The organism is Spongiactinospora rosea, from assembly GCF_003315795.1.
GTDB lineage: Bacteria > Actinomycetota > Actinomycetes > Streptosporangiales > Streptosporangiaceae > Spongiactinospora > Spongiactinospora rosea.
On record NZ_QMEY01000029.1, the window covers coordinates 1 to 25,196 of the forward strand.

Consider the following 25,196-nt stretch of genomic DNA (forward strand, 5'->3'; position numbering starts at 1 on the left):
GTCCGCCACGCCCTGGCGGCTCGCGGCCAGGCCAAGATGGACGGCTTGTACGCCGGACGGCCCGCCGTGCCCACCGGCAAGCTCATCCTCGACGCGCTGGCCGGTATCCGGCTGATCCCGGGCACCGGCCAATCACCCCCGATCATCCCGCACCCCACCGATCTCCAACTCGATCTCCTGGACCTCCTCGACATCGATCCACGAGACCTCCGCTGAAGATCACTCACGTGCGGAAAACGGGGCTAGCGGGGGTCAACCGGCGAGCAGCCGCTCGACGTCCTCGGGCGTGGCGACCCTGCCGGTGCCGCCCTGCCCGGCCAGACTGACCGCCGCGGCGGCGGTACCGGCCGCGACGGCGGCGGGCAGGCTCTCGCCCCGCGCGAGCCAGGCGGCCAGCGCGCCGGCGAAATTGTCGCCCGCGCCGGTCTGGTCCACGATGGTGGGTGCGGTGCGGGCGGGCACGAGCACCGGCGCGGCCTCGCGCCCGGCGAGCAGCACCCCGTCCTCGCCCATGGTCACCGCCACGGCGGGCGCGCCGAGGTCCAGGCACGCGCGGGCGGTCTTCTCCGGGTCGGCGACGCCGAGCAGGGCGGTGCTGTCGCCGGGGCTGGAGATCTTGACCAGCGCGGTGTGCGGGGCGATGTCGCGCAGCACCTGGGCGGCCTGGGCGGGGGTGGTCAGCCGGGCGCGGAAGTTGGGGTCGTAGACGACCCTGCCCGAGGCGAGGCGGGCGGCGTGCCGCACGGCCTGGGCGCACGACTCGGAGATGGCCGCGGCGATGCCGCTGAGCAGCACCACCTTGGCCGAGGCGACAGGGGAGCGGTCCACGTCCGCCGGGCTCAGCCGGGTGGCCGCGCTGCCCTGGCGCAGGTAGCTGAAGGCCCGCTCGCCGGAGGGGTCCGCGCCGACCGCGTACGCCCCGGTGGGTCCGCCGCCCCGGATCATCCAGCCGGTGTCCACCCCGCGCCCGGCGGCGAACCTGATCAGGCGCTCCCCGAACTCGTCGTCGCCCACCCGGGTGACCAGCGCGACCCGCGCGCCCTGGGCCGCCGCGGCGACGGACGCGTTGAGCGCGTCGCCGGAGAAGGACAGGCGGAACAGTTCCGCGTCGTTCAGCGGCCGCTCGGAGGAGAACTCCACCAGCGGCTCGCCCAGCACCACCACGTCCACGGTCCGGCTCCTTCGCCCGCTTCGAGTAGCGACATCATGTAGCGAAATATGGTCGTTTGTCACACAACGGGGCGCCACGAGATTATGCCGTACGTCCCTCCGTGCCCGATCTCTCCGATCCCCTGGAGGCTCGCCGGTACGGCGCGCCTAGCCGAATCCGGCGTGCCTCCCGCGTAACTTGTTCATCATGGCCACCCGTACGTCCAAGGGCGCCCAGCGGGGAGGACCCCAGAACCAGAAGGGGACCGCGAAGCGCTCGACCCCGTCGAGAACAGGGCAGAGATCCGGGGCCCGCACGACGCCCGCCAAGCGGGGCGCCACCGGGCGGACCAGGGCCGCCCAAGGTCAGGGCGCGCTGCACCAAGACCCGATCAGCTGGGTCTTCGGGATGATCGGCAGGCTGTTCGCCGGTGTGTGGCTGCTGTTCGCGCACGGCGTGGGCAGCGCGGCCCGCGCGCTCGGCCACACCGCGCGCGACCTCGACCCCGCGCACCGCCGCGACGGCCTCGGCCTGGCCGTGCTCGCCGGGGCCATCACGCTGGCCGCGATGACCTGGCGGGAGACCCAGGGGGCCGCCTCGGAGCTGGTGAACGCCGTCCTGCGGGGCGTGTTCGGCTCGCTGGCCTGGGCGGTGCCCATCATGCTCGCCCTGCTCGCCTGGCGGTTCCTGCGCCACCCCGACCAGAACGCCGACACCGGCCGGATGGTGATCGGGTGGGCCGCCCTGGTCATCGGCGTGCTCGGCGTGGTCCACGTGGTCAACGACACGCCCTATCCGGCCGGCGGCGACAACGACACCATGGAGAAGGTCTCCGCCGCGGGCGGGATGATCGGCTTCATCGTCTCCGCCCCGCCGGACAGCATCCTGCCGTCGTTCATCACGATCCCGCTGCTGCTCCTCCTGTCCGGGTTCGGAGTGCTGGTGATCACCGCAACCCCGGTGCACCGGGTGCCGGAACGGCTCGCGGAGATCCGCCACATGCTGTTCCACAAGGAGGGCGAGGGCAAGGCCGCCGGCGAGCGCAAGCGCGCGCCGAAGACGGCGGGCAGGTCCAAGGGCCGGGCCAAGGGCGCGGGCGAGGAGCCGGGCGAGCACGACAAGCCCTACGACACGCCGATCGTCAAGGACGGCGGCGAGCGGCGCGAGGACCACTCGCCGGAGATCGTGCCGGGCCTGATGGACGAGCCGGAGGCCGCCGAGCCCGCCCGGCCCGAGCCGTCCGCGCCGCCGGAGCCCCCGGAGCCGCCCGTCCCGACGCCCGCGCCGCGCAAGGTCGAACAGCTCGTGCTGTCGCCGCAGGCCGGTCCCTACGCCCTGCCCGACCTCGCCTCGCTGCGATCGGGCACCGCGCCCAAGCCGCAGACCAAGGCCAACACGGTCGTGGTCAACGCGCTGACCAGCGTGCTCGAACAGTTCTCCATCGACGCGCAGGTGATCGGCTTCACCCGGGGGCCGACGGTGACCCGGTACGAGATCGAGCTGGGCCCCGCGGTGAAGGTGGAGAAGGTCACCGCGCTCACGAAGAACATCGCGTACGCCGTCAAGTCCGCCGATGTCCGGATCTTGTCCCCCATTCCGGGTAAGTCGGCGATCGGGGTGGAGATCCCGAACACCGACAAGGACCTGGTCTCGCTCGGCGACGTGCTGCGCTCCTCGGTCGCGCAGGCCGACCACCACCCGATGATCGTCGGCCTGGGCAAGGACGTCGAGGGCCGCACGATCGTGGCCAACCTCGCCAAGATGCCGCACCTGCTGATCGCGGGCGCGACCGGCGCGGGCAAGTCCGTCTGCGTCAACGGCCTGATCTCCTCGATCCTGATGCGCGCCACCCCGGACGAGGTCCGCATGGTGCTGGTCGACCCCAAGCGGGTCGAGCTGAGCGTGTACGAGGGCATCCCGCACCTGATCACGCCGATCATCACCAACCCCAAGAAGGCCGCAGAGGCGCTGGAGTGGGTCGTCGGCGAGATGGACCGCCGCTACGACGACCTGGCCGCCAGCGGCTTCCGGCACGTCGACGAGTTCAACAAGGCGGTGCGGGCGGGCAAGCTGGTCCCACCGCCCGGCAGCGAGCGGGTCTACCAGCCCTACCCCTACCTGCTGGTGATCATCGACGAGCTGTCCGACCTGATGATGGTCGCCCCCCGCGACGTCGAAGACTCCATCGTCCGCATCACCCAGCTCGCCCGCGCGGCGGGCATCCACCTGGTGATCGCCACCCAGCGCCCGAGCGTCGACGTCGTCACCGGCCTGATCAAGGCCAACGTGCCCTCCCGGCTGGCCTTCGCCACCTCCTCGCTGTCGGACTCGCGGGTCATCCTGGACCAGCCGGGCGCCGAGAAGCTGGTGGGGCAGGGCGACGCGCTGTTCCTGCCGATGGGCGCGAGCAAGCCGATGCGGCTCCAGAACGCGTTCATCTCGGAGAAGGAGATCAACGAGGTCGTCGGGCACTGCAAGGGCCAGATGCAGGCCGAGTACCGCGACGACGTGGCCGTCGCGGCCAGTGCCAAGCGGGAGATCGACGAGGACATCGGCGACGACCTCGACCTGCTGATCCAGGCCGCCGAGCTGGTGGTGACCACGCAGTTCGGCTCGACCTCGATGCTCCAGCGCAAGCTGCGGGTGGGCTTCGCCAAGGCGGGGCGGCTGATGGACCTGCTGGAGAGCCGCGAGGTCGTCGGCCCGAGCGAGGGGTCCAAGGCCCGCGAAGTGCTGGTCAAACCGGACGATCTGCCAGGGCTGCTGGCGATCCTGCGCGGAGAGTGACCCCCGATGCACGGTACGCGAGCCGCTGCTGATTGAATATGACTTACTACGCAACGTCAGGGGGAGGCGTTCGTATGGATGGGCGTAGCGAGAGCATCGGATCGGTACTGGCGCGTGCGCGGCGGTCCGCGGGGTTGACGGTGGGGCAGGTGAGCGCGCGGACACGGATCCGCGAGTCGCTCATCCACGCCCTGGAACGCGATGACTTCTCCCCGTGCGGGGGCGACTTCTACGGGCGCGGGCACGTGCGCAACATCGCCAAGGCGGTGGGCCTCGATCCGGAGGCCATGGTGCGGGCGTACGACGAGGCGGCGGGCGGCACACCGGCTCCGGTGCGCGCCTCCGCGGTCTTCCAGGCGGATCGGCGGATCAGGCTGCGCGAGCGGCGTTCGCTCAACTGGAGCATGGCCCTGGCCATCGCGCTCGGCATCGCGATCGTGTTCGGCGTGGTGCGGCTGATGGGCGGCGCGGGCGACGTCAACGTGGCAGACGTACGCCCGGCGCCGCCCAAACCCAGCGCCCCGCCGCCCGCGGTGCCGCCGCGCAACGCGGCCGCCGCCGCGCCCGTCCGGCCGGGCGACATGGTCGTGGTGGAGGTCAAGGCGAGCAAGACCACCCGGGTCACCGCCCGTGACGGCAAGGACCGCACGCTGTTCTCCGGGCGGCTGAAGCGCGGCGCGACCGCCACCTGGCGTGCCAGGTCTGAGGTCAGCCTGGAGATCGGCAACGCCGGGGCGGTGACCGTGCGGGTCAACGGCAGGGACCTCGGGGTTCCCGGCCCGCTCGGGGAAACGGTCACCCGTACCTACAAACCCCGCTGAGCCACGGTTGCCGCGCGGACACTTGCCGTTATCTTCCGGTCTATCCGCCATATCGGGCACAACCTGGCCGGGGCGGGGCTCAGGTAGGGGGCAACTGCCGATACCGTAGTGTCACCATGTCATCCCGCCGAACCGCATCGCTGATCACACTGGGCTGCGCGCGCAACGAGGTCGACTCCGAGGAGCTCGCCGCGCGACTTGAGGCTGCCGGTTGGAGCCTCGGCGACGACGATCCTGACGTGATCGTCGTCAACACCTGCGGCTTCATCGAGTCGGCGAAGAAGGACTCGATCGACACGATCCTCGCCGCCGCCGACGCGGGCACCAAGGTGGTGGCCGCGGGCTGTATGGCCGAGCGGTACGGCGAGCAGCTCGCCGACGCCCTGCCCGAAGCGTCCGCGGTGCTGTCCTTCGACGACTACACCGAGATCGGCGCCCGCCTCGACGACGTCGTCGCGGGCCGCCCGCTGCGCGCGCACAGCCCGCGCGACCGCCGCACCCTGCTGCCCATCTCCCCGGTCCAGCGCGCCGCCGCCGCGCCCGCGCACGCCATCCCCGGCCACGGTGAGCTGCCCCCGGGCATCGCCCCGGCCAGCGGCCCCCGGGTGCTGCGCAAACGCATGGACGACGGCCCGGTGGCCGCGCTCAAACTGGCCTCCGGCTGCGACCGGCGCTGCACCTTCTGCGCCATCCCCGCCTTCCGCGGCGCCTACGTCTCCCGCCGCCCCGACGAGCTGCTCGCCGAGGCCGCCTGGCTGGCCCAGCACGGCGTCAAGGAGCTGGTGCTGGTCAGCGAGAACTCCACGTCCTACGGCAAGGATCTCGGCGACCTGCGCGCGCTGGAGAAGCTGCTGCCCGAGCTGGCCGCGGTCGAGGGCGTCGAGCGGGTGCGAGTGAGCTACCTGCAGCCCGCCGAGCTGCGCCCGGGGCTGCTCAGCGTGATCGCCGCCACCGAGGGCGTGGCCCCCTACTTCGACCTGTCCTTCCAGCACGCCAGCGGCACCGTGCTGCGCCGGATGCGGCGCTTCGGCGATCCGCAGCGCTTCCTTGAGCTGCTGGACCGTATCCGCGCCGAGGCCCCCGAGGCCGGGGTGCGCTCCAACTTCATCGTCGGCTTCCCCGGCGAGACCGAGGAGGAGTTCGCCGAGCTGACCGGCTTCCTGCAAGAGGCCAGGCTCGACGTGACGGGCGTGTTCGGCTACTCCGACGAGGAGGGCACCGAGGCCGCCGGGCTGCCCGGCAAGCTCGACCAGGAGGTCGTGGACGCCCGCGTGGCGGCCCTCACCGAGCTGGCCGAGGAGCTGACCGCGCAGCGGGCCGAGGAGCGCATCGGCACCGAGGTCGACGTGCTGATCGAGGCCGACCTCGGCGACGGCGGCTACGAGGGCCGTGCCGCGCACCAGGGCCCGGAGGTGGACGGGTCGGTGACGGTCCAGGGCATCGGCCTGCGGCCCGGCGAGATCGTCCGCGCCGTGGTGGTGGACGCCGAGGGAGTCGATCTCATCGCCCGGATCAAGGCCGGTCCATGACCGAGACGCCGGACGCGACGACGCCGGCCAAAGGCCGCCGCGTGAGCCCGTGGAACGTCGCCAACGTTCTGACGGTCGTCCGTCTGGTGCTCGTCCCTTTCTTCGTCGCCTGCCTGTTCCTGCCGGGCACCGGCTGGCGGGTGGCGGCGCTCGTGCTGTTCGTGATCGCCTCGCTGACCGACCGGCTGGACGGCGAGCTGGCCAGGCGCTACGGCCTGGTCACCGACTTCGGCAAGATCGCCGACCCGATCGCCGACAAGGCGCTGATCGGCGCGGCGCTGTTCAGCCTGTCCCTGCTGGGCGAGCTGCCCTGGTGGGTCACCGGGGCCATCGTGGCCAGGGAGCTGGGGGTCACGCTGCTGCGGTTCGCGGTGATCAGGCACGGCGTGATCCCGGCGAGCTATGGCGGCAAGGTGAAGACCGTGCTCCAGGTCGTCGCGATCGGCCTGTACATCTGGCCCGGCGTCTACGACCCGCTGCGCTGGATCTTGATGGCGGCGGCGCTGGTGGTGACGCTCGTCACAGGAATCGACTACGTCGTGCGCGCGGTGCGCCTGCAGCAGGTGGCCCGTAAGGCCCGTGGCGGGTGAACATGGATCACTTGAACGAGATTCGGGTACAGACAGCGGAGAAAGCGGTTGATCTGCTGATAGATGAGCGCGAGGCGAACATGAGGGAACATTCCCGGTGATTACCGTGTTACGTCACCAGCGAACATGCTCCTTACGGTCTGCCGCCACGTCGGTGGATGCGGGTACGGTGGAGCTGTGAGTGAGGTCCGTAAGCCATCGGCGAAAAGCGACTACAGCGGGAGCCCGGCCGGCGGGCCCACGGGAACGGTGATGACGGCGAGGAGCATGTACGAGGGTCACAGAGATGGGCGGCACGAACCGATCGCGCGAAGTGGTGTGAAGGCACCCGCACCGGGGAGGGAACGACAGATGGTCCTGCTGCGACAACTGCTCGGTGACGTGCTGCGGCGACTTCGGGTGCGGCAGGGTCGCACCTTGCGAGAGGTCTCTACGCTGGCGCGCGTCTCGCTCGGCTACCTCTCGGAGGTCGAGCGCGGTCAGAAGGAGGCGTCCTCCGAGCTGCTCGCGTCCATCTGCGGCGCGCTCGGGGTTCCCCTGTCCCAGGTGCTGCGCGAGGTCTCCGACCAGTTCGCGCTCGCCGAACTGCAGGCCGCCCCCGTCATGGCCGACGTGCCCGAGCACGAGCGCCTGTCCATCGGCGAGGGTGTCGGGAGCGGCATCTCCGGCACCGTCTTCCCCGAGGTCAAGGACATGGTCGCGGCCTGAGGGCCGCGTTCACCGGCTACCGCGGCTGGCAGGCGGGACACCAGTAGACCAGCCGCTCTGGCGAGCGCGTCGCGGGCGCGCCGCCCAGGTGGGTCACGCCCACCCGCGTGCCGCAGCGTCGGCACGGCCGCCCGCCGCGGCCGTAGACCCAGGTGCCCCGGCCCGGTCGCGGATCACCTGTCGTGACCGTCGCGGCGCGCCGCCGACCGGCCATGAGCAGCCGGTGCGCGAGGTCCGCCAGGTGTTCCAGGTCGCCCACCCGCGCGACCGGACGCCAGGGTGAGATCCCGGCCAGGAACAGCGTCTCGGCCCGGTAGATCGTGCCGATCCCCGCGAGGTTGCGCTGGTCGAGCAGGGCCTCGCCGATCGTGCCCTCGTCGTGCGTGCCCGCCCAGGCGGCGAGCCGGGCCGCGGCGAGCGCCGCGTCCCAGTCGGGGCCCAGCAGATCGGGCCCCAGATGCCCGACCACGTCGTCCTCACGCGCGGTGGGCAGCAGGTCCACCATGCCCAGCCGGATCCCCACGGCGACCTGCTCGGCGTTGCCGAGCACCAGGCGCACGACGTCGCCCGGCGGGAGGCGGCCGCCCGCGGGCAGCACCCGCCAGGAGCCGTCCATCCGCAGGTGGGTGTGCACGGTCAGCCCGCCGTCCACGCGGGTCAGCAGATGTTTGCCCCTGGAGACCGTCTCGATGACCGTACGGCCGGTCAGATCGGCCGTGGCGTGCTTGGGAACCCGGAAGTCACTGCGGGTCAGCACGCGGCCGTCCAGCGCCGCGCGCAGGCGTACGGCGGTGCGGTAGACGGCGTCGCCCTCCGGCACGGCTCACGCCCCTCCCGCGGGCCTGGTCAGTCCCAGGCCGCGGGGTCTGCGGCCAGCTTGCGCACGCGGTCGGGCAGCGTGCCCGAGCAGACGTTGGCCAGCGTCACCTCTTCCAGGATCGCCCGCTCGCTGGCGCGCAGCGCGATCCACACCTCCTGAAGGGACTCGGCCGCGCCCCGGTAGCCCACGTGCTCGGGGCGCTCGCCCCGGACGTTGGCCAGCGGGCCGTCAACGGCACGGATGACATCGGCGAGGGAGATCTCGGCGGCCGGGCGGGCCAGCACGTAGCCCCCCTCTGGGCCGCGCTGGCCACGTACGAGCCCGGCACGGCGCATCTGCAGCAGGATGTTCTCCAAGTACTTGGGTGGCATGTCCTGCTCTTTGGCCAGCTCGCCCACCGTGGTCGGGCCGGCACCTGCGGCGGCGAGCTCGGCGGCGGCGCGTAGGGCGTAGTCGACACGAGCGGAAAGGCGCATGTTGTCGATTATCCCGCCTGGAGAACAGTGGTCGGGCGCAGGCCCCGCCGGAAGACCATTGTGACCATGGCTCTGACCTCGATGCCCGCCGTACCGCTGACCGTGGCGGATGGCCCATCCCGGACGCCGGGGCATCCGCCCCGCGCAGTTGATCGACACTCCGGCGAGGTGTGTTCTAGCGTGGACGAGGGTCCGTTACGCTGGGCGTGCAACTAACAGGAAGCCTTACTAAATGACTCCGCCAGCTAATCTGTGCTCGATGAAGGCGGCGGGAACACGGCGATCAGAGAGCATGGGTATGGAGCGACGTCCTGGGGTGCCCAGGTTGCTGCGGGAGATCAACGATCGGGCCGCCCTGGAGCTGCTGCTGTCCTCTGGTCCCCTCACGCGGGGCCAGATCGGCGAGATGACCGGCCTTTCCAAGGTGACCGCGTCGCAGACGCTGGCCCGGCTGGAGGAGCGCGGCCTGGTCGAGGTGGTCGGCGAGCTGGCCGGGGGCCGAGGTCCCAACGCCGCCCTGTACGCGGTGGTCGCCTCCTCGGCGTACGTCGCGGGGCTCGACGTCGGCCCGGAGAGCGTCACCACGGCCGTCGCCGACATCCACGGCGACATCGTGGCCGAGGTGACCGTGACGCCCGACGGCCATGAGGATCCGGTGGCCGTGGTGCACAGCGGTGTGGTCAAGGCGTGCCGTTCGGCGAAGGTGTCGCTGGCCAAGCTGCGCGGGGTCGTGATCGGCACGCCGGGCGTGGTCGACCCGCGCAGCGGCGACGTGCGGTTCTCCTTCGACCTTCCGGGCTGGCACGAGGGCATCCACGAGGCGCTGGCGCGCGACCTGCGCCGCGAGGTCGTCATCGAGAACGACGTCAACCTCGCCGCGGTCGCCGAGTACGCGGGCGGCGCGGCGCGCGAGGCCGACGACTTCGTGCTCGTCTGGGTGGGCCGCGGGCTCGGCTTGGCCGTCATGCTGGGCGGGCGGCTGCACCGCGGCCGCTCGGGCAGCGCCGGTGAGATCGGCTACCTGCCGGTGCCGGGGGTGCCGCTGGCGGAGGACGTCCGGGCCATTCCCGGCCGGCTGCCCTCGCTGGCGGGCGGCCTGCAGTCGCTGGTCAGCGTGGAGGCGGTGACCGAGCTGGCCGAGACGTACGGCTTCACCGGCTCCCGGCAGGCCGAGTGCGTGGCGGCGGCGGTGAAGGCGGGGCCGGAGGGCGAGCCGCTGCTCGACGAGATCGCCGCCAGGCTCGCGCTGGGGGTCGCCTCGGTGTGCGTGGTGCTCGATCCCGGCCTGGTGGTCCTGGGCGGCGATGTGAGCCGTGCGGGCGGCACGGCGCTGTCCTCCCGCGTGGAGGAGGCGGTCGCGCGGATCTGCCCCATTCGTCCCCAGGTGGTGCCGAGCGAGCAGACCGGTAACCCGGTGCTGCGCGGGGCCGTCCTGGCGGCGTTGGAGCGTGCCCGCGAGGAGGTCTTCTCTTCCTAGAGGGCCCTACACGGACGGGGCCCTACGCGGACTGGCCGGCGGTCCTGCCGGACAGCACTTCGGCCGCGGCGGTGCCGCATGCCCGAGATGACCCGAAGGTCGCGATGTGGTGCGCGCCAGGCGTGGACGGGCCCGGCCGGCCCATCTCCACGATCACGGCGTCCGGACGGTGGGAGAGCACGGTCTCGATGGCCGCGGCCACCCAGCCGTGCCTGGCGGCGTCGCGGCAGGCGACCACCAGCGGCCGGCCCAGCGCGAACGCGATCTCGAAGCCCAGCAGCCCGGCCTGCCCCGGGTCCAGGCGGACCGCCGTGGTGCCCGGCATGAGCGCCGCGAGCGGCCCGGCGACCCCCCAGCCGGTGCTGCGGTCCACCGCCAGGCTGGTGACCGAGTTCAGTTCGATGACGTGCGGCGGTACGGCCAGCGGGAGCGGCCCCGCGTGCTCCTTGGAGGTCACCCGCACGGCCCTGCGCGCCGCGGCGACCCCGATGCCCGGCTCCGCGCCTCCGCAGCCCTGACGCGGCACGGCGGCCCAGGCGGCCAGCGCCCGCACCCGGGCGGCGGCCTCGGCCAGCCGCTCCTCGGGCAGCGTGCCCTCGCGCACCGCGCCCACGATCGCGTTGCGCAGCATGTCCACCAGCCCGGGGGAGGTGTTCTCACCGCCCACGCAGATGACGTCGGCGCCCGCGGCCAGCGCCCGCACGGCGGTCATGCCGAGGCCGTAGCGCAGCGACAGGGAGGGCATCTCGATGCCGTCGGTGACGATCAGGCCCTCGAAGCCGAGTTCGCCGCGGAGCAGGTCGGTGAGGATGCGCGTGCTCATCGTGGCGGGCCAGTGCGGGTCGAGCGCGGGGACGAGCAGGTGCCCGGTCATGATCGAGCGCACGCCCGCCCGGATGGCGGTCCGGAACGGCGAGAGCGCGACCCTGGCCAGCTCACCGGCCGAGGCGGTGACCGCGGGCAGGTCGTCGTGGGAGTCGACGGTCGTACCGCCGTGCCCCGGGAAGTGCTTGGCGCAGGCGGCCACCCCCGCCTCCTGGAGGCCGGTGACCCATGCGCGGGTGTGCCGGGCGACCAGCCACGGGTCGCCGCCGAAGGCCCGCGTGCCGACGACCGGGTTGTCGGCGTAGTTGACGTCGGCCACGGGGGCGTAGTTGAGCGTGATGCCCGCTCGGGCGAGCGCGCCGCCGACGTCGCGCGCCACCGCCTCGGTGAGGCCGGGGTCGTCCACCGCGCCGAGCGCCAGGCTGCCGGGCCGCGAGCTGCCCGCCGCCACCTCCAGCCGGGTGACGTCACCGGCCTCCTCGTCGGTGGCGATGACGATCTCGGGGTTTTCCGCTCGCAGGGCCGCGGTGAGTCTGGCAAGCTGGTCCGGACCGGTGATGTTCCGGGCGAAAAGCGTGACGCCGCCGAGCCCTAAGCCCAGGCGGCGCCGGATCCAGTCGGGTGGGGTGGTGCCGATGAACCCTGGTTGCAGTACACAGTCGGCGAGTCGTGCCAGGTCGGCGCTCGCGACGTCTCGGGCGGTCTCGATGGTCATCGTGTCTCCGTCTCCGTGACGCGAGGGGCGGCGGCCATGTTCCGGCCGCATCACCTGTTTAGCATCGACTCCCCTATTAAACAAGAAACTTTACTAACAAATATCTGCCGAGGCCCTTGTCAAGGCATGTGTCAGGATGTCGTCGCGGCCTTGACGAGGCCCGGGAAGAGGAGCTCGGCAGCGGCCTGGGCGTTGGGCCGCGCGGCCCCGTACGTCGCGATGTAGACCGCGCTGCCGGGACGCCAGACGGGCAGCCCCATCTCCACGACGGCGGCGTCCGGGCGGGCCGCCACCAGCGCCGCCATCAGGGCCCGGCTCGACTCGTGCCGGTGGGCGTCCTTGGTCACGATCACCAGTGAGCGGTCTTTGGCGCGTTCCAGGAGGGATTCCGGCCCGTCCTCGCCAGGGGTGACCCGGACGACCTCGGCGGCCCGCAGCCAGGGCGCGAACCCCCACGGCACCTCGCCCACCGCGATGGTCGGCGGCGTCTCCAGCTCCACGACCAGCGGATCGACCGGCGCCTGCGGCGTTCCGGTGAAGCTGAGCGCGCGCCGGGCCGCGGCCAGGCCGACGACCTGCCCGCCGGGCGCCGCGGACCGGGGCTCGGCGAACCACGCGTGCAGCGCGGCCACGCGCGCGGCCGACTCCGCCAGCCGCTCGACCGGCAGGCGGCCCTCCTGGGCGGCCTCGGCGATGCCCGCGATGACCGCGCGGACGTCGTCATAGGTCGGCAGCGGGCCGAGGCAGAGCAGGTCGGCGCCGGCGGCCAGGGACATCGCCGCGCCACCGGCCAGGCCGTAGGCGTCGGTGATCGCCCGCATGTCCAGCGCGTCGGAGACGATCACGCCGCCGAAGCCCAGCTCCTCGCGGAGCAGGCCGGTCAGCGCGGCGGAGGACAGCGTGGCGGGCGCGTCGCCGGTCAGTACGGGCACCCGGACGTGGGCGGTCATCACGGACCTGGCCCCCGCCTCGATCGCCGCCCGGAACGGCACCAGCTCACGCGCGCGAAGCACGTCGAGTCCGGCGTCCACCAGCGGGATCTCCAGGTGGGAGTCCTGCAGGGTGGCGCCGTGCCCGGGGAAGTGCTTGACGCAGGCGGCGACTCCGGCCGCCTGCAGCCCCTCGACGGCGGCCACGGTGTGCCTGGCCACCAGCGTGGGGTCGTTGCCGAAGGCGCGGGTGCCGATCACGGGGTTGTCGTCGGCGGTGTTCACGTCGGCGTCCGGCGCCATGTTCAGGTTGATGCCGCACAGGGCCAGTTCACCGGCGATCGCGTGGTAGACCTCGCGGGTGAGCCCCACGTCGTCCACCGCGCCCAGTGCGGCGTTGCCCGGGTAGGGGCTTCCGGTGTGGTAGGCGAGCCGGGTGACGTCGCCGCCTTCCTCGTCCAGGGAGATCACCAGGTCACCGGCTTCACGCAGGCGGCCGGTCAGCGCCGCGAGCTGCGTCGCGTCGGCCACGTTGAAGCCGAACAGGGTGACGCCGCCGAGGCCGCGCTCGGCCTCGGTCAGCACCCACTCGGGGACGGTGGTGCCCTGGAAGGCGACGAGCAGGGTGCCGGCGGCCAGGCGGTACAGCTCCCGGTCGATCGGCCCGGTCGGGCGGCTCGCGGAGTTTTCGGGCATGGCTCGGCTCCTACGGATGGTTCGGAGTGACGGACGGTACGGCAGGCCGGCATGGCGGCTCGCGCCTTGTGGGCCGCGAGCCGTCAGAGACCGGTGGGAAGGGAGAGGGGATCAGCCCTTGACGGCGCCCGCGACGAGGCCGGAGACCATTCGCCGCTGCACCAGGAGGAAGAACACGAGGACCGGGATGGTCATCAGCGTGGACGCGGCCATGATCCCGCCCCAGTCGGTGGAGCGCTGGCCGATGAAGAACTGCAGCGCCCTCGGCATCGTGTAGTTGCCGGACTCGTTGATCAGTGTCAGCGCGAAGACGAACTCGTTCCACGCCGTGATGAACGAGAAGATGCTGGTCGCGACCAGGCCGGGGGCGACGAGCGGGAACAGCACCTTCCAGAAGGTGGTGAATCGGGTCGCCCCGTCGATCCATGCCGCCTCCTCCAGATCCTTGGGGACCGCGGCGACGAAGGTGCGCAGCATCCACACCGAGAATGGCAGTGTCAGCCCGATGTTGACCACGATGAGGCCGATCAACTGGTCGTACATGCCCAGCCGGCGGACCATCAGGAACAGCGGGATGAGCAGCGCCTCGGCGGGCACCATCTGCACGATCAGCAGCAGCACCAGGAACGACGTGCGGAACCTGAACCTGAACCGCGCCACGGCGGTCGCCGCCAGCAGCGCGAAGACCGCCCCGACCAGCACGGTGGTGACCGCGACGATGGCGCTGTTGAACAGGTACGCCCAGATCGAGTGCCCGGCGACACCCTTGGTGAACACCCGCTCGACGTGGTCCAGGGTGGGGGAGAGCGGGATCGGCACGAACTCGGTCGTGTAGATCTCGTCGTTCGGCTTGAACGCGGTCGCGACCATCCAGTACACGGGGAAGACCGCGAACAGGAACACCGCGATCGCGCCGGCGTTGAGACCGTACTTGGCAAGGCGCTTGCGCGCGAGTGGCGTCATCGGACGTCCTCCGCTTTGACGATCTGCCGGACGTAGACGAACGTGATCAGCAACAGCACCACGGTGAGCACCACCGCGATGGCCGCGCCGAGGCCCATGTCCGGAGGCGGGCTGAACGCCTCGATGTAGCTCCACAGCGACAGGTTGAACGCCTCACGCGGCATGTTGGTGCCACCGGCGATCAGGAAGAGCTGGGTGAAGACCTTGAAGTCCCAGATGATCTGAAGGACGATCAGAACGGAGAAGACCGGCTTCAGCAACGGGAAGGTGATCTTCCCGAACGTCTTGATCCCGGTCGAGCCGTCCACCCTGGCCGCTTCGTACAGCTCCGACGGGATGCTCTTCAGCCCGGCGAGCACGGAGACCGCCACGAACGGGAACGACGCCCACAGCACCGCCACGACCAGCACCATGTAGATGGTCAGCGGCTCGTTCAGCCACGGCTGGCCGGACCAGTCGGCGCGGCCGAAGAGCAGCGATGAGAGCCAGTCGGGCAGCAGGTTGAGCGCCCAGTTGATGATCCCGGAGTCGGCGTCGAACAGCCACTTCCAGATGATCGCCTGCGAGGTGGGCGGCACCGCCCAGGCGGCCATGATGCCCACCACCACGATCGTGGACATGACCCGGCCGAGCCGGTTGAGCAGCAGCCCCACCAGCGTGCCGACCACCAGGGTGAGCGCCCCCGTCACCACCGCGAAGACCACGGTGTTGCGCAGGGAGGTCCAGAACAGGTCCGACTGGAGAACCGTGGTGTAGTTCTCGAAGTCGTTCCACTCCGCGGGGACCGGGTTCTTCGGCCTGATCTGCTTCAGTCCCACCTTCTGGAAGGACATGACGATCATCTGGAACAGGGGGTAGAGCAACAGCGCCGCGATGACCACGAGGCCGGGTATCAAAAGCGCGTAGGGGACCAGCTTCGGCGACATGCCGCTGGTCCTGCGCGGTGGCCTTCTTCTGGGGCCCCGCGACGGGGCGGAGGGTTCTCCTCCGCCCCGGGCGATGGATCGTGTGTGCGCCATGGTTACTGCTGGTTCAGGATCTCTTCGAGTTCCTTGTTGGCGGCGGTGAGGGCCGCGTCGACGTCCTTCTCCCCCTTGATCACCGCGCGCGCCGCGTTCTGCAGCACGGCCTTGGTGTCATTGGCCTCGGCCCACTGCGGGTCGGCGGGGAAGCCCTTGGCGACCTTGAAGGTCTCCGCGAACGCCTTCTGCGCCGGGTCGTTGGCGTACTCGGCGAGGGCGTCGGGGTAGAGGGGGAGCAGGCCGTTCTCCTTGGCGTACCGGCCGCCGAACTCCTGGCCCGCGGCGAGCTTGACGTACTCCGCGGCGAGCTCGGGGTTCTCGGTGTCCTTCCAGACGGCGATGTCGTTGCCGCCCTGGAACGCCGGAGCCGGGCCGGTGCCCTCCTTGTTGGGGATGGAGAAGAAGGCCATCTGGTCGGCCTTGATCTTGCCCTTGCTCTGCTCCTCGATGGAGGCGATGTCCCAGCCGCCGGTGACGAACATGCCGACCTTGCCCGCGGCGAAGCGCTGCGCGATCTCGATCGAGTTCAGGTTCAGGCGGGACTTACCGGACACGCCCTCCTTGGCCACCAGGTCGGTGTAGAACTGGAAGCCCTCCTTGAAGGCCGGGTCGGTCAGCTTGCCGACCCACTTGCCGCCCTCGAAGGCGGCGAAGTCGCCACCCGCCGACCACACGAACGGCGAGAGCGACATGTTGGCGTCCGAACCGCCGTTGAAGGCGAGGCCGTCGACGTCGGAGCCCTTCTCCTTCTGGATCTTCTTGGCGGCCGCGATCAGCTCGTCCCAGGTCTTGGGCTCCTCGATCTTCAGCTCGCTGAACCAGTCCTTGCGGTAGAGAACGGCGCGAGTGCCGCCGCCCCACGGCACGGCGTAGATCTTGCCGTCGATCGTCTCGTAGCCCCACAGGTTCTGCGGGATCTGCTGGAAGTCCGCGGTGCTCTTGGCGACCTCGGTGATGTCGGCGAGGGCCTCCTGGGCCACCCAGGCGGACACCTGGTCGTTGCCGAACTCGGTGACGTCCGGGCCCTCGCCGCTGGCGAGCGCGGCCGTCCACTTCTTCTGGGAGTCCGGCCACGGCACCCAGGTCAGCTCGACCTTGGCGCCGGTCTGCTGCTCGAACTTGCCGTTGAGGTCGTTCATGTACTTCTCGAAGACCTCGTTGGGCGCCCCGAGGCGCCAAACCTTCAGCGTCTTGCCCGCGAACTGCGGCCCGGACGCGGAGGAGGCGGCCTCGGACGGCGTCTTCTCCGCCTGGGTACCGCCGCTGCCGCTGCTACAGGCGGCGACACTCAGAGCAAGCACGGCGGACGTCGCGGTCGCAACCGTGATCTTTGAGATTCTCACTTGGGTTTCTCCCTTCCCGGCTTCGCGTCGGGGGTCGCGCGTTCGGGGGTGCGGGCCCTGGCAGACCACCCCGCACCAGGTCGATGGCGACCTCGGACGGTCGGCGCTGTGACATCCCGAGGCGGGATCACTTGCCTGCGGGGTGACTCTCGCTAAACTAACAAGAAAGTTTCTTAAAAAAAACGCTCGTTAGCGTATCGTGACGAGAGGGGGGCCGATCCTTGTCCCGACGCCCGGGAACACCTCGGTTGCTGCGCCAGTTGAACGACCGCGCCGCACTGGAGCTCCTGCTCTCCGACGGCCCGCTCACCCGCGCCGAACTGGGTGAGCGAACCGGACTTTCCAAGGTTACGGCCGGACAGCTTCTCGCGCGCCTGGAGGGGCGCGGATTGGTGGCTCCGGTCGGCGAACAGGCGGGCGGCCGCGGCCCCAACGCGGCCCTGTACGGCGTGGTGCCCTCCAGCGCGTACGTGGCCGGCCTGGTGGTCCTCCCCGACCGCGTAACCGCAGGTGTCGCCGACATCACCGGCGAACTGATCGCCCAGATCGCGGTCGATCCCAACGGCCACGGCGACCCGGTCAGGATCGTGCACAACGCCCTGCAGCGGGTCTGCCAGACCGCGCGGGTGTCCATGGCCCAACTGCGCGCCTGTGTGATAGGAACCAGGGGCGTGGTCGATCCGCACACCGGAGACGTGCGGTTCTCCTTCGACCTGCCGTCCTGGCACGAGGGCGTGCTGGCCGCGCTGAGCGCGAGCCTGCGCCGGCCCGTGGTCATCGAGAACGACGTCAACCTCGCGGTGATTGCGGAGCGTGAGCACGGGGCCGCTCGCGGTCTGTCGGACTTCGTACTGGTCTGGGCCGGCATCGGCCAGGGCCTCGGCGTGATGTTCGGCGGGCGGCTGCACCGTGGCAGCAGCGGCGGCGCGGGCGAGATCGGCTGGCTGCCGGTGCCCGGCGAGCCGCTGCCGGTCGATGTCGGCGAGCCTCAGTCCGGGTCCTTCCAGCGCCTGGTGGGCGGGGAGGCCATCGCGGGCCTGGCCGCCGCCAACGGCCTGACCGGAGAGTCCATCAGCGAGCAGGTCGCCGCCGCCGTGGCCGATCCGAGCGGCGCCAACGGCGACTTCATCGAGGAGATCGCCGGACGGCTGGCGATCGGCGTCGCCGCGGTGACCGTGGTGCTCGACCCCGGCCTGGTCGTGCTGACCGGGGACGTGGGCAGGTCGGGCGGCAAGGCCCTCGCGGCCCGGGTCGAGGAGGCCGTGGCGCGCATCTGCCCGAGCCGCCCCCAGGTCAGGGTGACCGAGGTCGAGGGCGACCCGGTACTGCGCGGCGCGCTCCTCGCGGCGCTGGAGCGCGCCCGCGAGGAGGTCTTCACCAGCACGGTGGACGCCTGAGGCGGCCTCAGACCGCCCGCCACCGCAGCGGCACGGCCGGCCCCGCCGTGACCAGGCGTCCCGCGTGCGCGGTGAACGTGGCGGGCACCACGCACGAATCGCCGCGGGACAGCGTGCGCCACTCGTCCTCGTCGCCGCCGGGCGGCAGGCGGGTGTGGATCGCGCCGCCCGCGTCCATCGCGTACAGGCGGCCGGTCATGCCGCTGAGCGCGACCGCGTCCGCCGAGGGGCCGATGTCCGCCCAGGCGGCGCCCGGCACGTCGGCGAACGCCAGGCAGTGCAGCCGCCCCGCCGTGGTCGCCGCGTAGAAACGGCCGTCGGCGATGGCCAGGGCGATGGTGCCGGCCGGGGCGCGGCACACGTCGGTCCAGCCGCCGGAACCCGCAGGCAGCGGCCGGTGGCGCAGCACCCCGCTCGGCGTCACGCCGTACAGGCCGATGCCCAGCCCGGCCGCGGCCTCGCGGGGCACGTCCAGGCAGCGCACCCCGCCCGCGTCGGCGATCGGCCGCCACGGCAGGTTCTGCCCGCACAGCTCGCGCACGTGCAGGATGCCGCCCGCGCCCACCCCGAACAGCGACCGGGCGTATCCGGCCACCGCCACCATGTCGGCCGCCGGGCCGATGACCTCCCACTCGGCGGGGCCGGGCGGAGCCGACAGCCGGTCGATCACGTTGCGGGTGATCCGGTCCACCACGGGGTCGTCCAGCGCGTTGCCCCAGTTGATCGTGGCGGCGTTGAAGACCGTGCCGCGCCCGCTGGTGAACACGCCCATGGTGGCCGCGCCGCCCTGGCCGTACGCGCTCCAGTGCCGCAGGTCCGCCGTGGCCAGCACCACGAACGAGGACGGCGTGCCGTCCCTGGCGGTCACCCGGGGCACGCCCATGACCTCGGTGTACTCCGCGGCGTCGGTCTCGTAGCCGAGCGTGCCCTGCCCGAACGGGTCGCCGTCGGCCAGCCCGGTCCCCTCGAACGCCCAGTGGTCGGCGAACCTGACCGTGTAGGACTCCTTGAGGATCAGCGGCATGTACGGCCCCCAGGCCCCGGCGCCCTGCCGGAAGCTGACGCCGGTCAGCGAGTTCTCCGGGCGGTTCACCGGGGCGGCCGACCACTCGGTGGTGACCAGCCGGGGGTCGGGGGAGGGGTCGGTCATCGGGTCGCGGTGGCACACCATGGTGCGCCGGTCGTCCTCCAGCCGGATCTGCCACCAGCAGGTGTTGCCGGCGAAGATCGCGATGTTGCCGCCGCGCCGGACGAACTCCTCGGCCGCGTCCCGCATGCTCGCCGACCAGTACTCGTCGTGCCCGCTGACGATCAGCAGCCGGTAGCCGCTCAGCAGGTCCAGCCCGTCGTGCAGGTCCAGGTTGGAGCAGAGGTCCACGGTGTAGCCCGCCGGGCGCAGCCAGCGCAGCATGCCCTCCTCCCAGCGTTCGGGCGGCGGCCCGCCGCCCGGCCGGTCGAAGGTGACCCGGGAGGCCCGGGTCGGCTCCTCGGTCCAGTAGATGCTCTGGCCCGGCTCGCCCGCCCGGTTGTACGCCTGCCAGGTGGTGAACGGCACCGACAGCAGCACAGGGGAGCGCGGCACCGCCGGTCGCACCACGAAGTAGACCTCGTTGGGCGGCGAGACCGCCGTGCCGGGCAGTTGCTGCTCCCTGGGCCACGGCAGGTCGGCGTCGGCCTGCCCGGGGGCCAGGAAGCGGGCCCGGTACAGCGAACTCGGCCAGTCCGCGGGGACCGTGAGGGTCCATTCGGGGCCGTCCACCCGCGCCGACAGCACCCGCCGGTCATCGGTCGCGTCGGCGACGCTGACCCGCACCGGCAGGTCGGACGGCTCGGCCTGGACGTGGAAGAGCAGCGGTTCGCCGTGCGCACAGGACGTGGCCGCGGCGTACGCGGTCACCGTCATCCGGCGTGGACCTCCCGCGCCGCGGCCCGGACGGCCGCCTCCACCAGCAGGTCCTCCAGCCCGCGCAGCCAGGACTCCATCCCGGCCTTGGGCAGGTAGCGGGTGTCGGCGGTCACCGAGATGCCCAGGTTCGCGCCCTCGCCGGTGATGTGCACACAGAACCGGCAGTTCAGCCGCTCCTGGCTGATCGGCCAGGTGAGCGTGGAGGAACCGAGCGCCGCGTCGATCTCTGCGGCCTCCCAGGCGCGCGGCGGGTGCTCGGCGAAGCGCATGTCGTTGAAGCAGCAGTACGGCTGAATCTCCGCGCCCCTGGCGTCACTCGCCCGCGCGGTCGCCGCCGCCCGGCCCGCCGGGTCGTGGTAGGCGTGTCGGTAGGCGCGCAGCGCGGCGGGCCTGGCCACACGCAGCAGGTCCTCGAACCGCTCGGCGGTGACGTCGCAGACGAACAGGCCCTCCTGGGACAGCGTGGTCACCGCGTTCCTGGTGTCGGCGCGGAACCGGTTGCCCACGATCGGCAGCATCGCGCACAGCCCCTGGCCGGTGATCCGGCCGACCATGGCCGCGCTCGCCGCCAGCAGTACCGCTCCGGTCGTCGCGCCGTGCAGTACGGCGAGCCGCTGCGCGGCCATGGCGGCGGCCCGGGAGGTCAGCAGCGCCCGCCAGATCGGCGGCCCGGACGGATCGGCGACCTGTGTCGGGAACATGGAGACGGGGATGCGGGAGAACTCCCGCTCCCAGTACTCGTCGGCGGCCCGCGCGAGGCGCAGCCCCTCCGCCGAGTTCTGCCAGCGGGCCAGTGCGGCCGGCTGGGAGGGCGGCGGGCCGCCTGCCTCCCCGCGCAGCAGCAGCAACCGCAGGTCGCGCAGCGCGACCTCGGCCCCGAGGCCGTCGGCGGCCATGTGGCAGAAGACCAGCACGACGTGGCTGACCGTGCCGTCGCAGATGACCACGCCGGTACGCAGCGGGCGCTCTTCGCGGTAGTCGAAGGCCGCGGACTCCATCCGGGCCCGCAACTCGGCGGCCACGGCCGCCTCCTCGCCGCGCGCCGCGTGGACGATCCCCACGACCGGCTCGGCGGCCTCGCCGATGATCTGCGCCGGGCCGGGGCCGATGGTGGTGCGCAGCGCCTCATGGCGGTCGGTCAGCAGGCCGACGGCCCGGCGGACGTCCGCCACGCTCAGCGGCTGGACGGACCGGGGCACGGCGAGCACCCGGCCGAAGTTGAAGTAGCGGTCGTCCGGTGCGGTCCGCTCGATCGCGGCCCAGATCGCCCGCTGCCCCCAAGTGAGCGGCTCGCCGGTCACCGCGCCCGCCCGGTGATGTAGGCGGCGAGCAGGTCCAGGTCCTCCAGCGCGGCCAGCGACTCGTCGGAGAAGTCCACGTCCACGCCGAACTCGCGCTCGATGGCGTCGATCAGCCGCATCTGCGCCAGCGAGGTGAAGCCGAGGGCCGATAGCGGCAGGTCGGCGGCCAGCGCCTCCGCCGCGGAGACCTCGCCGTCGCTGGCCGCGGCCACCAGCCCGGCCAGCCGTTCCTTCGTCTCGCGCACGGCGCCCGCCGGGGCGTGCCCCCCCACTGTGCTCACGTCATGGCTCCCTGTGTGGTCGCATGTCGGTCCAGGTCAGCTCGATGTGCTCCAGGCACGCCTGCCGGTCGCCGGTGACGCCGGTGGGGTCCCACCCGGCGGGGGGCTCCCGGTCGGCGGGCCAGATCGAGTACTGCTTCTCGTGGTTGACCACCACCAGATAGGTCATCGCTCAGTCCCGCTCCCTCGCGAGGCGCGCGGCCTCCTCGTCGGTCAGTCGGTCGATCTCGGCCGTCAGCAGGTCCGTGACGGCCCGGGCGAGGTCCGCGACGGCGCCCGCGGCGAAGATCGTGCGGATCGGCACCTCCACCTCGGTCAGCGCCCGGATGCCCGCGATCACCCGCGTGGCCAGCAGCGAGTGGCCGCCGAGCGCGAAGAAGTCGTCGTGCGCGCCGACCTTCTCCAGGCCGAGGACCTCGGCGTAGACGTCGGCGACCAGCTCTTCGGCGTCGGTGCGCGGCGGCACGTAGGCGGTGGCCTCGCGTACCGGCTGCGCGTCGCCGGGCAGCGCGGCGCGGTCCACCTTGCCGTTCGGGGTCAGCGGCAGCGCCTCGGCCTGCACGAACGCGCCCGGCACCATGTACGGCGGCAGCGTGGCCGCCGCGTGCGCCCGCAGCTCCGCCACCGGGGCGTCGCCGACCACGAACGCCACCAGCGTCTCCTCCCGGACCACCACGACCGACTGCCGCACACCCGTGTGCGCGTCCAGCACGGCCTCGATCTCGCCGGGCTCGATCCGGTGGCCGCGCAGCTTGACCTGGTGGTCGGTGCGTCCGAGGCAGTCCAGGGTGCCGTCGGCGCGGCGGCGGGCCAGGTCGCCGGTGCGGTACAGGCGCGCGCCCGGCGGGCCGTACGGGTCGGGGACGAACCGCTCGGCGGTCAGCCCGGGGCGGCGCAGGTAGCCGTCCGCCACGCCCGCGCCGCCGATCAGCAGCTCGCCGGGGACGCCGATGGGGGCCAGGCGCCCGTGCCGGTCCACCACGTGACAGGTGGTGTTGGCGATCGGCCGGCCGATGGCGACCTCGCCGGGCTCTTCGGGTACCTGCCAGGCGGTGGACCAGATCGTGGTCTCGGTCGGGCCGTACACGTTGAACAGCCGCCGCGCGTTCGGCCGCAGCTCGGCGGCGAGCGCGGGCGGCAGCGGCTCGCCGCCGGCCAGGGCGGTGTCCACGCGCAGGCCCGGCAGCATCCGCCAGCCGGAGGGCGTGGCCTGGACGTGCGTGACGCCGTGCCGGGCCACCAGCGCGGCCACGGCGTCGCCGTCGCGGGCGTCGATCCCGCCGGTCATGACCACCCGGCCGCCGGTGACCAGCGGCAGGAACAGTTCCAGCGCGGAGATGTCGAAGGACAGCGAGGTCAGCGCGAGCCAGGTGTCGCCGGGGCCGCCGTCCAGCAGCGTCCGCATGGCGAGCAGGAAGTTGGTCAGCGCCCGGTGCGGCACGACGACGCCCTTGGGCCGCCCGGTGGAGCCGGAGGTGTAGATCACGTAGGCGGGGTCCTCGGGGCGGGCGCCGGGGGCCTCGCAGGCGGTGCCCGGTACGGCGAGCCGGCGTACGTCCTCGTCGGTGAGCACCCGGGCGACCTGCGCGTCCTCCAGCACGTACGCCACGCGGGCCGCCGGATAGTCCGGATCGACCGGCAGGTACGCCGCCCCGCTCATGGCCACGCCGAGCAGCGCGACCGGCGTCTCCGGCCCGCGTCCCGTGGTGATCGCCACCAGGTCGCCGCGGCCGATGCCGTCCTTGGCCAGCCGGGCGGCCAGGCCCGCCGCCCGCGCGGCGAGTTCGGCGTAGGTCAGTTCGCCGCCGTCGTGGACGACGGCCACGGCGTCCGGCGTGGCGGCGGCGTGGTTCAGCAGCAGCCCGACGATGGTGACCGGCGGCAGGTCGGCCGCGGTGTCGTTGCACGCGCCGAGCAGCAGGTCGCGCTCGGCGCGGGGGAGCAGCGGGAGCGCGGAGACCGGCCGCCGCGGGTCTTCCGCGACGGCTTCGAGCAGCACCAGGTAGCGGGCGGTCATCCGCTCGACGGTGCCGTGGTCGAACAGGTCGGCGCTGAAGATGGCGTGGCCGGTCAGGGCCCCGTCGTCGCGGGGGTAGAGGTCCATCGACAGGTCGAACCTGGCCGGGTGCCACCCGTGCGGGACCGGTGCGGCGGTCAGGCCGGGCAGCGGCTCGCCGGTGTCGCCGTGGGTGTGGACCGCGAACATGGTCTGGAACAGCGGCGTCCTGCTCAGGTCGCGGTCCAGGCCGAGCGCGCCGACCAGTCGTTCAAAGGGCACCTCTCGGTGCGCGAGCGCGGCCAGGACGCCTCTCCGTGTCCTGGCCAGCAGCTCGGCGAACACCGGGTCGCCCGACAGGTCGGCGCGCAGCGCGAGGGTGGTGGAGAACATCCCGATCAGGTTCTCTACCTCGGGGCGGTCCCGTCCGGCCGCCGGGGTGCCGACGCAGAAGTCGTCCTGCCCGCTGTGGCGGGCCAGCAGCACCTGGTAGGCGGCCAGCAGCACCATGTACGGCGTGCAGCGCTCCCGCCTGGCCAGCCGGTTGACGGCGGCGGCCAGGCCGGGCGGGATCTCGAAGATCACCTCTCCGCCCGAGGGCGTCCGGACGGCGGGCCGGGGGCGGTCGGCGGGCAGGTCCAGCGGCGGTGTTCCGGCCAGCCGTTCGGCCCACCAGGAGACGTCGGCGTCCTGTTCGCGCTCGGCCCGTACGTGGTCGGCGTAGCGCAGCGGCAGCGTCTCCAGCGTGCCGCCGGCGTACAGCTCGGCCACCTCGCGGCGCAGCACGTTGATCGACCAGCCGTCGGCGTTGATGTGGTGCAGCACCACGCACAGCACGTGGTCGTCGTCGGCGAGGCGGATCAGCGTGAGCCGCAGCGGTGGCCGCGCGGCCAGGTCGAACGCGGTGTTGGTGCGGTCGGCGACGATGGCCAGCGCGGCGCGTACGCCGTCCGCGTCAACCCGCTCGATCTCCACGGGACCCGGCGGCTCGACGACCGCCGCCGGACGGCCGTCCTCGGCCTCGGGATAGTGGGTGCGCAGCGGCTCATGCCGGGCCGCGACCTCGGTGAACGCGGCCTGGAGCCGGGTGGTGTCGAGCCCGCCACGCAGCCGGTAGGCGTAGTGCGTCGTGTAGGAGGGGTCCTGCGGGTCGAGGCGGTGCAGGAACCACAGTCTCTCCTGGCCGAACGACAGCGGGCCGTTAGTCACGTACCGTCTCCCACGCTGTTTCGGAAGGATTCTTTCCGGAAAGATTCTTAACTGTTTCCGGGTGGGCCCAGTGTTCCACGGGCCTCGCGGATGTCGCAAGCCCTGTCTCACAAGGGGTTGCGGCTCTCCAAAGCCCATGTAAAACTGTCGGCCTCGCCGAAAAGGAAAGGTTTCTTTCCAGAAAGAAACCTTACTATTCCGCTTCGCGCAACAGTCAAGACGGTGTTGACAGATGGCTACGTGATGCCCGGGGGC

The 25,196-nt window shown here is 72.1% G+C and carries 21 protein-coding genes; 8 read left to right on the forward strand and 13 right to left on the reverse strand.

Annotated features, from left to right (window positions below):
* A partial coding sequence (locus DP939_RS46515; RefSeq protein WP_199565154.1) for a hypothetical protein occupies nucleotides 1-216 on the forward strand: 216 nt, incomplete at its 5' end.
* Nucleotides 217-252: 36 nt separating this feature from the next.
* On the opposite strand, the gene DP939_RS38745 is transcribed toward DP939_RS46515, so the two are convergent.
* Nucleotides 253-1,170 (reverse strand): sugar kinase, encoded by a 918-nt coding sequence (locus tag DP939_RS38745; protein ID WP_199565694.1) that lies wholly within the window; start codon nucleotides 1,168-1,170, stop codon nucleotides 253-255.
* Between the two features lie 187 nt (nucleotides 1,171-1,357).
* Between DP939_RS38745 and DP939_RS38750 the strand changes: the two genes are divergently transcribed.
* From DP939_RS38750 to DP939_RS38770, 5 genes are all read left to right on the forward strand, one after another.
* Nucleotides 1,358-3,937, forward strand: coding sequence for an FtsK/SpoIIIE family DNA translocase (locus DP939_RS38750; protein ID WP_113985900.1), 2,580 nt, complete (start codon nucleotides 1,358-1,360; stop codon nucleotides 3,935-3,937).
* Between the two features lie 74 nt (nucleotides 3,938-4,011).
* Nucleotides 4,012-4,758, forward strand: coding sequence for a helix-turn-helix domain-containing protein (locus tag DP939_RS38755; RefSeq protein ID WP_158578935.1), 747 nt, complete (start codon nucleotides 4,012-4,014; stop codon nucleotides 4,756-4,758).
* 116 nt (nucleotides 4,759-4,874) lie between these two features.
* Nucleotides 4,875-6,287, forward strand: coding sequence for a 30S ribosomal protein S12 methylthiotransferase RimO (gene rimO / locus DP939_RS38760; RefSeq protein ID WP_113985830.1), 1,413 nt, complete (start codon nucleotides 4,875-4,877; stop codon nucleotides 6,285-6,287).
* A complete protein-coding gene (pgsA, locus tag DP939_RS38765; protein ID WP_113985831.1) occupies nucleotides 6,284-6,877 on the forward strand; it encodes a CDP-diacylglycerol--glycerol-3-phosphate 3-phosphatidyltransferase in 594 nt (197 codons plus the stop codon). The genes rimO and pgsA overlap by 4 nt, the downstream gene beginning before the upstream one ends.
* A gap of 351 nt (nucleotides 6,878-7,228) precedes the next feature.
* A complete protein-coding gene (locus DP939_RS38770; RefSeq protein ID WP_113985832.1) occupies nucleotides 7,229-7,585 on the forward strand; it encodes a helix-turn-helix domain-containing protein in 357 nt (118 codons plus the stop codon).
* 16 nt (nucleotides 7,586-7,601) lie between these two features.
* Here the strand turns inward: DP939_RS38770 and DP939_RS38775 are convergent, their stop codons facing one another.
* Both DP939_RS38775 and DP939_RS38780 read right to left on the reverse strand, forming a co-directional pair.
* Nucleotides 7,602-8,405 carry a DNA-formamidopyrimidine glycosylase family protein gene (locus DP939_RS38775; RefSeq protein WP_113985833.1) on the reverse strand — a complete coding sequence of 268 codons (804 nt, stop codon included), beginning with the start codon at nucleotides 8,403-8,405 and terminating at the stop codon, nucleotides 7,602-7,604.
* A gap of 26 nt (nucleotides 8,406-8,431) precedes the next feature.
* Nucleotides 8,432-8,881, reverse strand: a complete 450-nt coding sequence (locus DP939_RS38780) for an RrF2 family transcriptional regulator (RefSeq protein WP_113985834.1) — start codon at nucleotides 8,879-8,881, stop codon at nucleotides 8,432-8,434.
* A 298-nt stretch (nucleotides 8,882-9,179) separates the two neighbouring features.
* On the opposite strand from DP939_RS38780, the gene DP939_RS38785 reads away from it, so the two are divergent.
* The gene (locus DP939_RS38785; RefSeq protein ID WP_113985835.1) at nucleotides 9,180-10,358 is read left to right on the forward strand and encodes an ROK family transcriptional regulator; all 1,179 of its coding nucleotides are present in this window, start codon (nucleotides 9,180-9,182) and stop codon (nucleotides 10,356-10,358) included.
* Between the two features lie 22 nt (nucleotides 10,359-10,380).
* Here DP939_RS38785 and DP939_RS38790 read toward each other — a convergent pair whose 3' ends face one another.
* The 5 genes from DP939_RS38790 to DP939_RS38810 all read right to left on the reverse strand — a co-directional run bounded on the left by DP939_RS38790 (nucleotide 10,381) and on the right by DP939_RS38810 (nucleotide 16,851).
* Nucleotides 10,381-11,898 (reverse strand): glycoside hydrolase family 3 protein, encoded by a 1,518-nt coding sequence (locus DP939_RS38790; protein WP_113985836.1) that lies wholly within the window; start codon nucleotides 11,896-11,898, stop codon nucleotides 10,381-10,383.
* Between the two features lie 131 nt (nucleotides 11,899-12,029).
* Complete coding sequence (locus DP939_RS38795; RefSeq protein WP_113985837.1) at nucleotides 12,030-13,523, reverse strand: glycoside hydrolase family 3 protein; 1,494 nt, start codon at nucleotides 13,521-13,523, stop codon at nucleotides 12,030-12,032.
* Nucleotides 13,524-13,634: 111 nt separating this feature from the next.
* Nucleotides 13,635-14,486 (reverse strand): carbohydrate ABC transporter permease, encoded by an 852-nt coding sequence (locus DP939_RS38800; RefSeq protein WP_113985838.1) that lies wholly within the window; start codon nucleotides 14,484-14,486, stop codon nucleotides 13,635-13,637.
* Nucleotides 14,483-15,412: a carbohydrate ABC transporter permease gene (locus tag DP939_RS38805; RefSeq protein ID WP_225878750.1), complete on the reverse strand. Its 930-nt coding sequence runs from the start codon at nucleotides 15,410-15,412 to the stop codon at nucleotides 14,483-14,485. Before DP939_RS38805 ends, DP939_RS38800 begins: the two co-directional genes overlap by 4 nt.
* Before the next feature lie 95 nt (nucleotides 15,413-15,507).
* Entirely contained in the window at nucleotides 15,508-16,851 is a 1,344-nt protein-coding gene (locus DP939_RS38810; RefSeq protein WP_113985840.1) for an extracellular solute-binding protein, read from the reverse strand.
* A 221-nt stretch (nucleotides 16,852-17,072) separates the two neighbouring features.
* Between DP939_RS38810 and DP939_RS38815 the strand changes: the two genes are divergently transcribed.
* Nucleotides 17,073-18,248: an ROK family transcriptional regulator gene (locus tag DP939_RS38815; protein WP_113985841.1), complete on the forward strand. Its 1,176-nt coding sequence runs from the start codon at nucleotides 17,073-17,075 to the stop codon at nucleotides 18,246-18,248.
* Between the two features lie 7 nt (nucleotides 18,249-18,255).
* Here DP939_RS38815 and DP939_RS38820 read toward each other — a convergent pair whose 3' ends face one another.
* The 5 genes from DP939_RS38820 to DP939_RS38835 are packed head-to-tail and all read right to left on the reverse strand — an operon-like array spanning nucleotide 18,256 to nucleotide 24,941.
* Nucleotides 18,256-20,151: a N,N-dimethylformamidase beta subunit family domain-containing protein gene (locus DP939_RS38820; RefSeq protein ID WP_199565695.1), complete on the reverse strand. Its 1,896-nt coding sequence runs from the start codon at nucleotides 20,149-20,151 to the stop codon at nucleotides 18,256-18,258.
* On the reverse strand, nucleotides 20,148-21,455 hold the full coding sequence (locus DP939_RS38825) for a condensation domain-containing protein (protein WP_113985842.1): 1,308 nt from the start codon (nucleotides 21,453-21,455) through the stop codon (nucleotides 20,148-20,150). Before DP939_RS38825 ends, DP939_RS38820 begins: the two co-directional genes overlap by 4 nt.
* Nucleotides 21,452-21,736, reverse strand: coding sequence for an acyl carrier protein (locus tag DP939_RS38830; protein WP_225878751.1), 285 nt, complete (start codon nucleotides 21,734-21,736; stop codon nucleotides 21,452-21,454). Before DP939_RS38830 ends, DP939_RS38825 begins: the two co-directional genes overlap by 4 nt.
* A gap of 1 nt (nucleotide 21,737) precedes the next feature.
* Entirely contained in the window at nucleotides 21,738-21,905 is a 168-nt protein-coding gene (locus tag DP939_RS47305) for an MbtH family protein (RefSeq protein ID WP_199565696.1), read from the reverse strand.
* 3 nt (nucleotides 21,906-21,908) lie between these two features.
* The gene (locus DP939_RS38835; protein WP_199565697.1) at nucleotides 21,909-24,941 is read right to left on the reverse strand and encodes a non-ribosomal peptide synthetase; all 3,033 of its coding nucleotides are present in this window, start codon (nucleotides 24,939-24,941) and stop codon (nucleotides 21,909-21,911) included.
* Between the last annotated feature and the right edge of the window lie 255 nt (nucleotides 24,942-25,196).

Excerpts from the sequence above, each read along its gene's own strand:
- DP939_RS38750 (WP_113985900.1), top strand. The coding sequence starts at position 1,358 with ATGGCCACCCGTACGTCCAAGGGCGCCCAGCGGGGAGGACCCCAGAAC.
- DP939_RS38755 (WP_158578935.1), top strand. The coding sequence starts at position 4,012 with ATGGATGGGCGTAGCGAGAGCATCGGATCGGTACTGGCGCGTGCGCGG.
- rimO (WP_113985830.1), top strand. The coding sequence starts at position 4,875 with ATGTCATCCCGCCGAACCGCATCGCTGATCACACTGGGCTGCGCGCGC.
- pgsA (WP_113985831.1), top strand. The coding sequence starts at position 6,284 with ATGACCGAGACGCCGGACGCGACGACGCCGGCCAAAGGCCGCCGCGTG.
- DP939_RS38770 (WP_113985832.1), top strand. The coding sequence starts at position 7,229 with ATGGTCCTGCTGCGACAACTGCTCGGTGACGTGCTGCGGCGACTTCGG.
- DP939_RS38780 (WP_113985834.1), bottom strand. The coding sequence starts at position 8,881 with ATGCGCCTTTCCGCTCGTGTCGACTACGCCCTACGCGCCGCCGCCGAG.
- DP939_RS38785 (WP_113985835.1), top strand. The coding sequence starts at position 9,180 with ATGGAGCGACGTCCTGGGGTGCCCAGGTTGCTGCGGGAGATCAACGAT.
- DP939_RS38790 (WP_113985836.1), bottom strand. The coding sequence starts at position 11,898 with ATGACCATCGAGACCGCCCGAGACGTCGCGAGCGCCGACCTGGCACGA.
- DP939_RS38795 (WP_113985837.1), bottom strand. The coding sequence starts at position 13,523 with ATGCCCGAAAACTCCGCGAGCCGCCCGACCGGGCCGATCGACCGGGAG.
- DP939_RS38800 (WP_113985838.1), bottom strand. The coding sequence starts at position 14,486 with ATGACGCCACTCGCGCGCAAGCGCCTTGCCAAGTACGGTCTCAACGCC.
- DP939_RS38805 (WP_225878750.1), bottom strand. The coding sequence starts at position 15,412 with ATGTCGCCGAAGCTGGTCCCCTACGCGCTTTTGATACCCGGCCTCGTG.
- DP939_RS38820 (WP_199565695.1), bottom strand. The coding sequence starts at position 20,151 with ATGACGGTGACCGCGTACGCCGCGGCCACGTCCTGTGCGCACGGCGAA.
- DP939_RS47305 (WP_199565696.1), bottom strand. The coding sequence starts at position 21,905 with ATGACCTATCTGGTGGTGGTCAACCACGAGAAGCAGTACTCGATCTGG.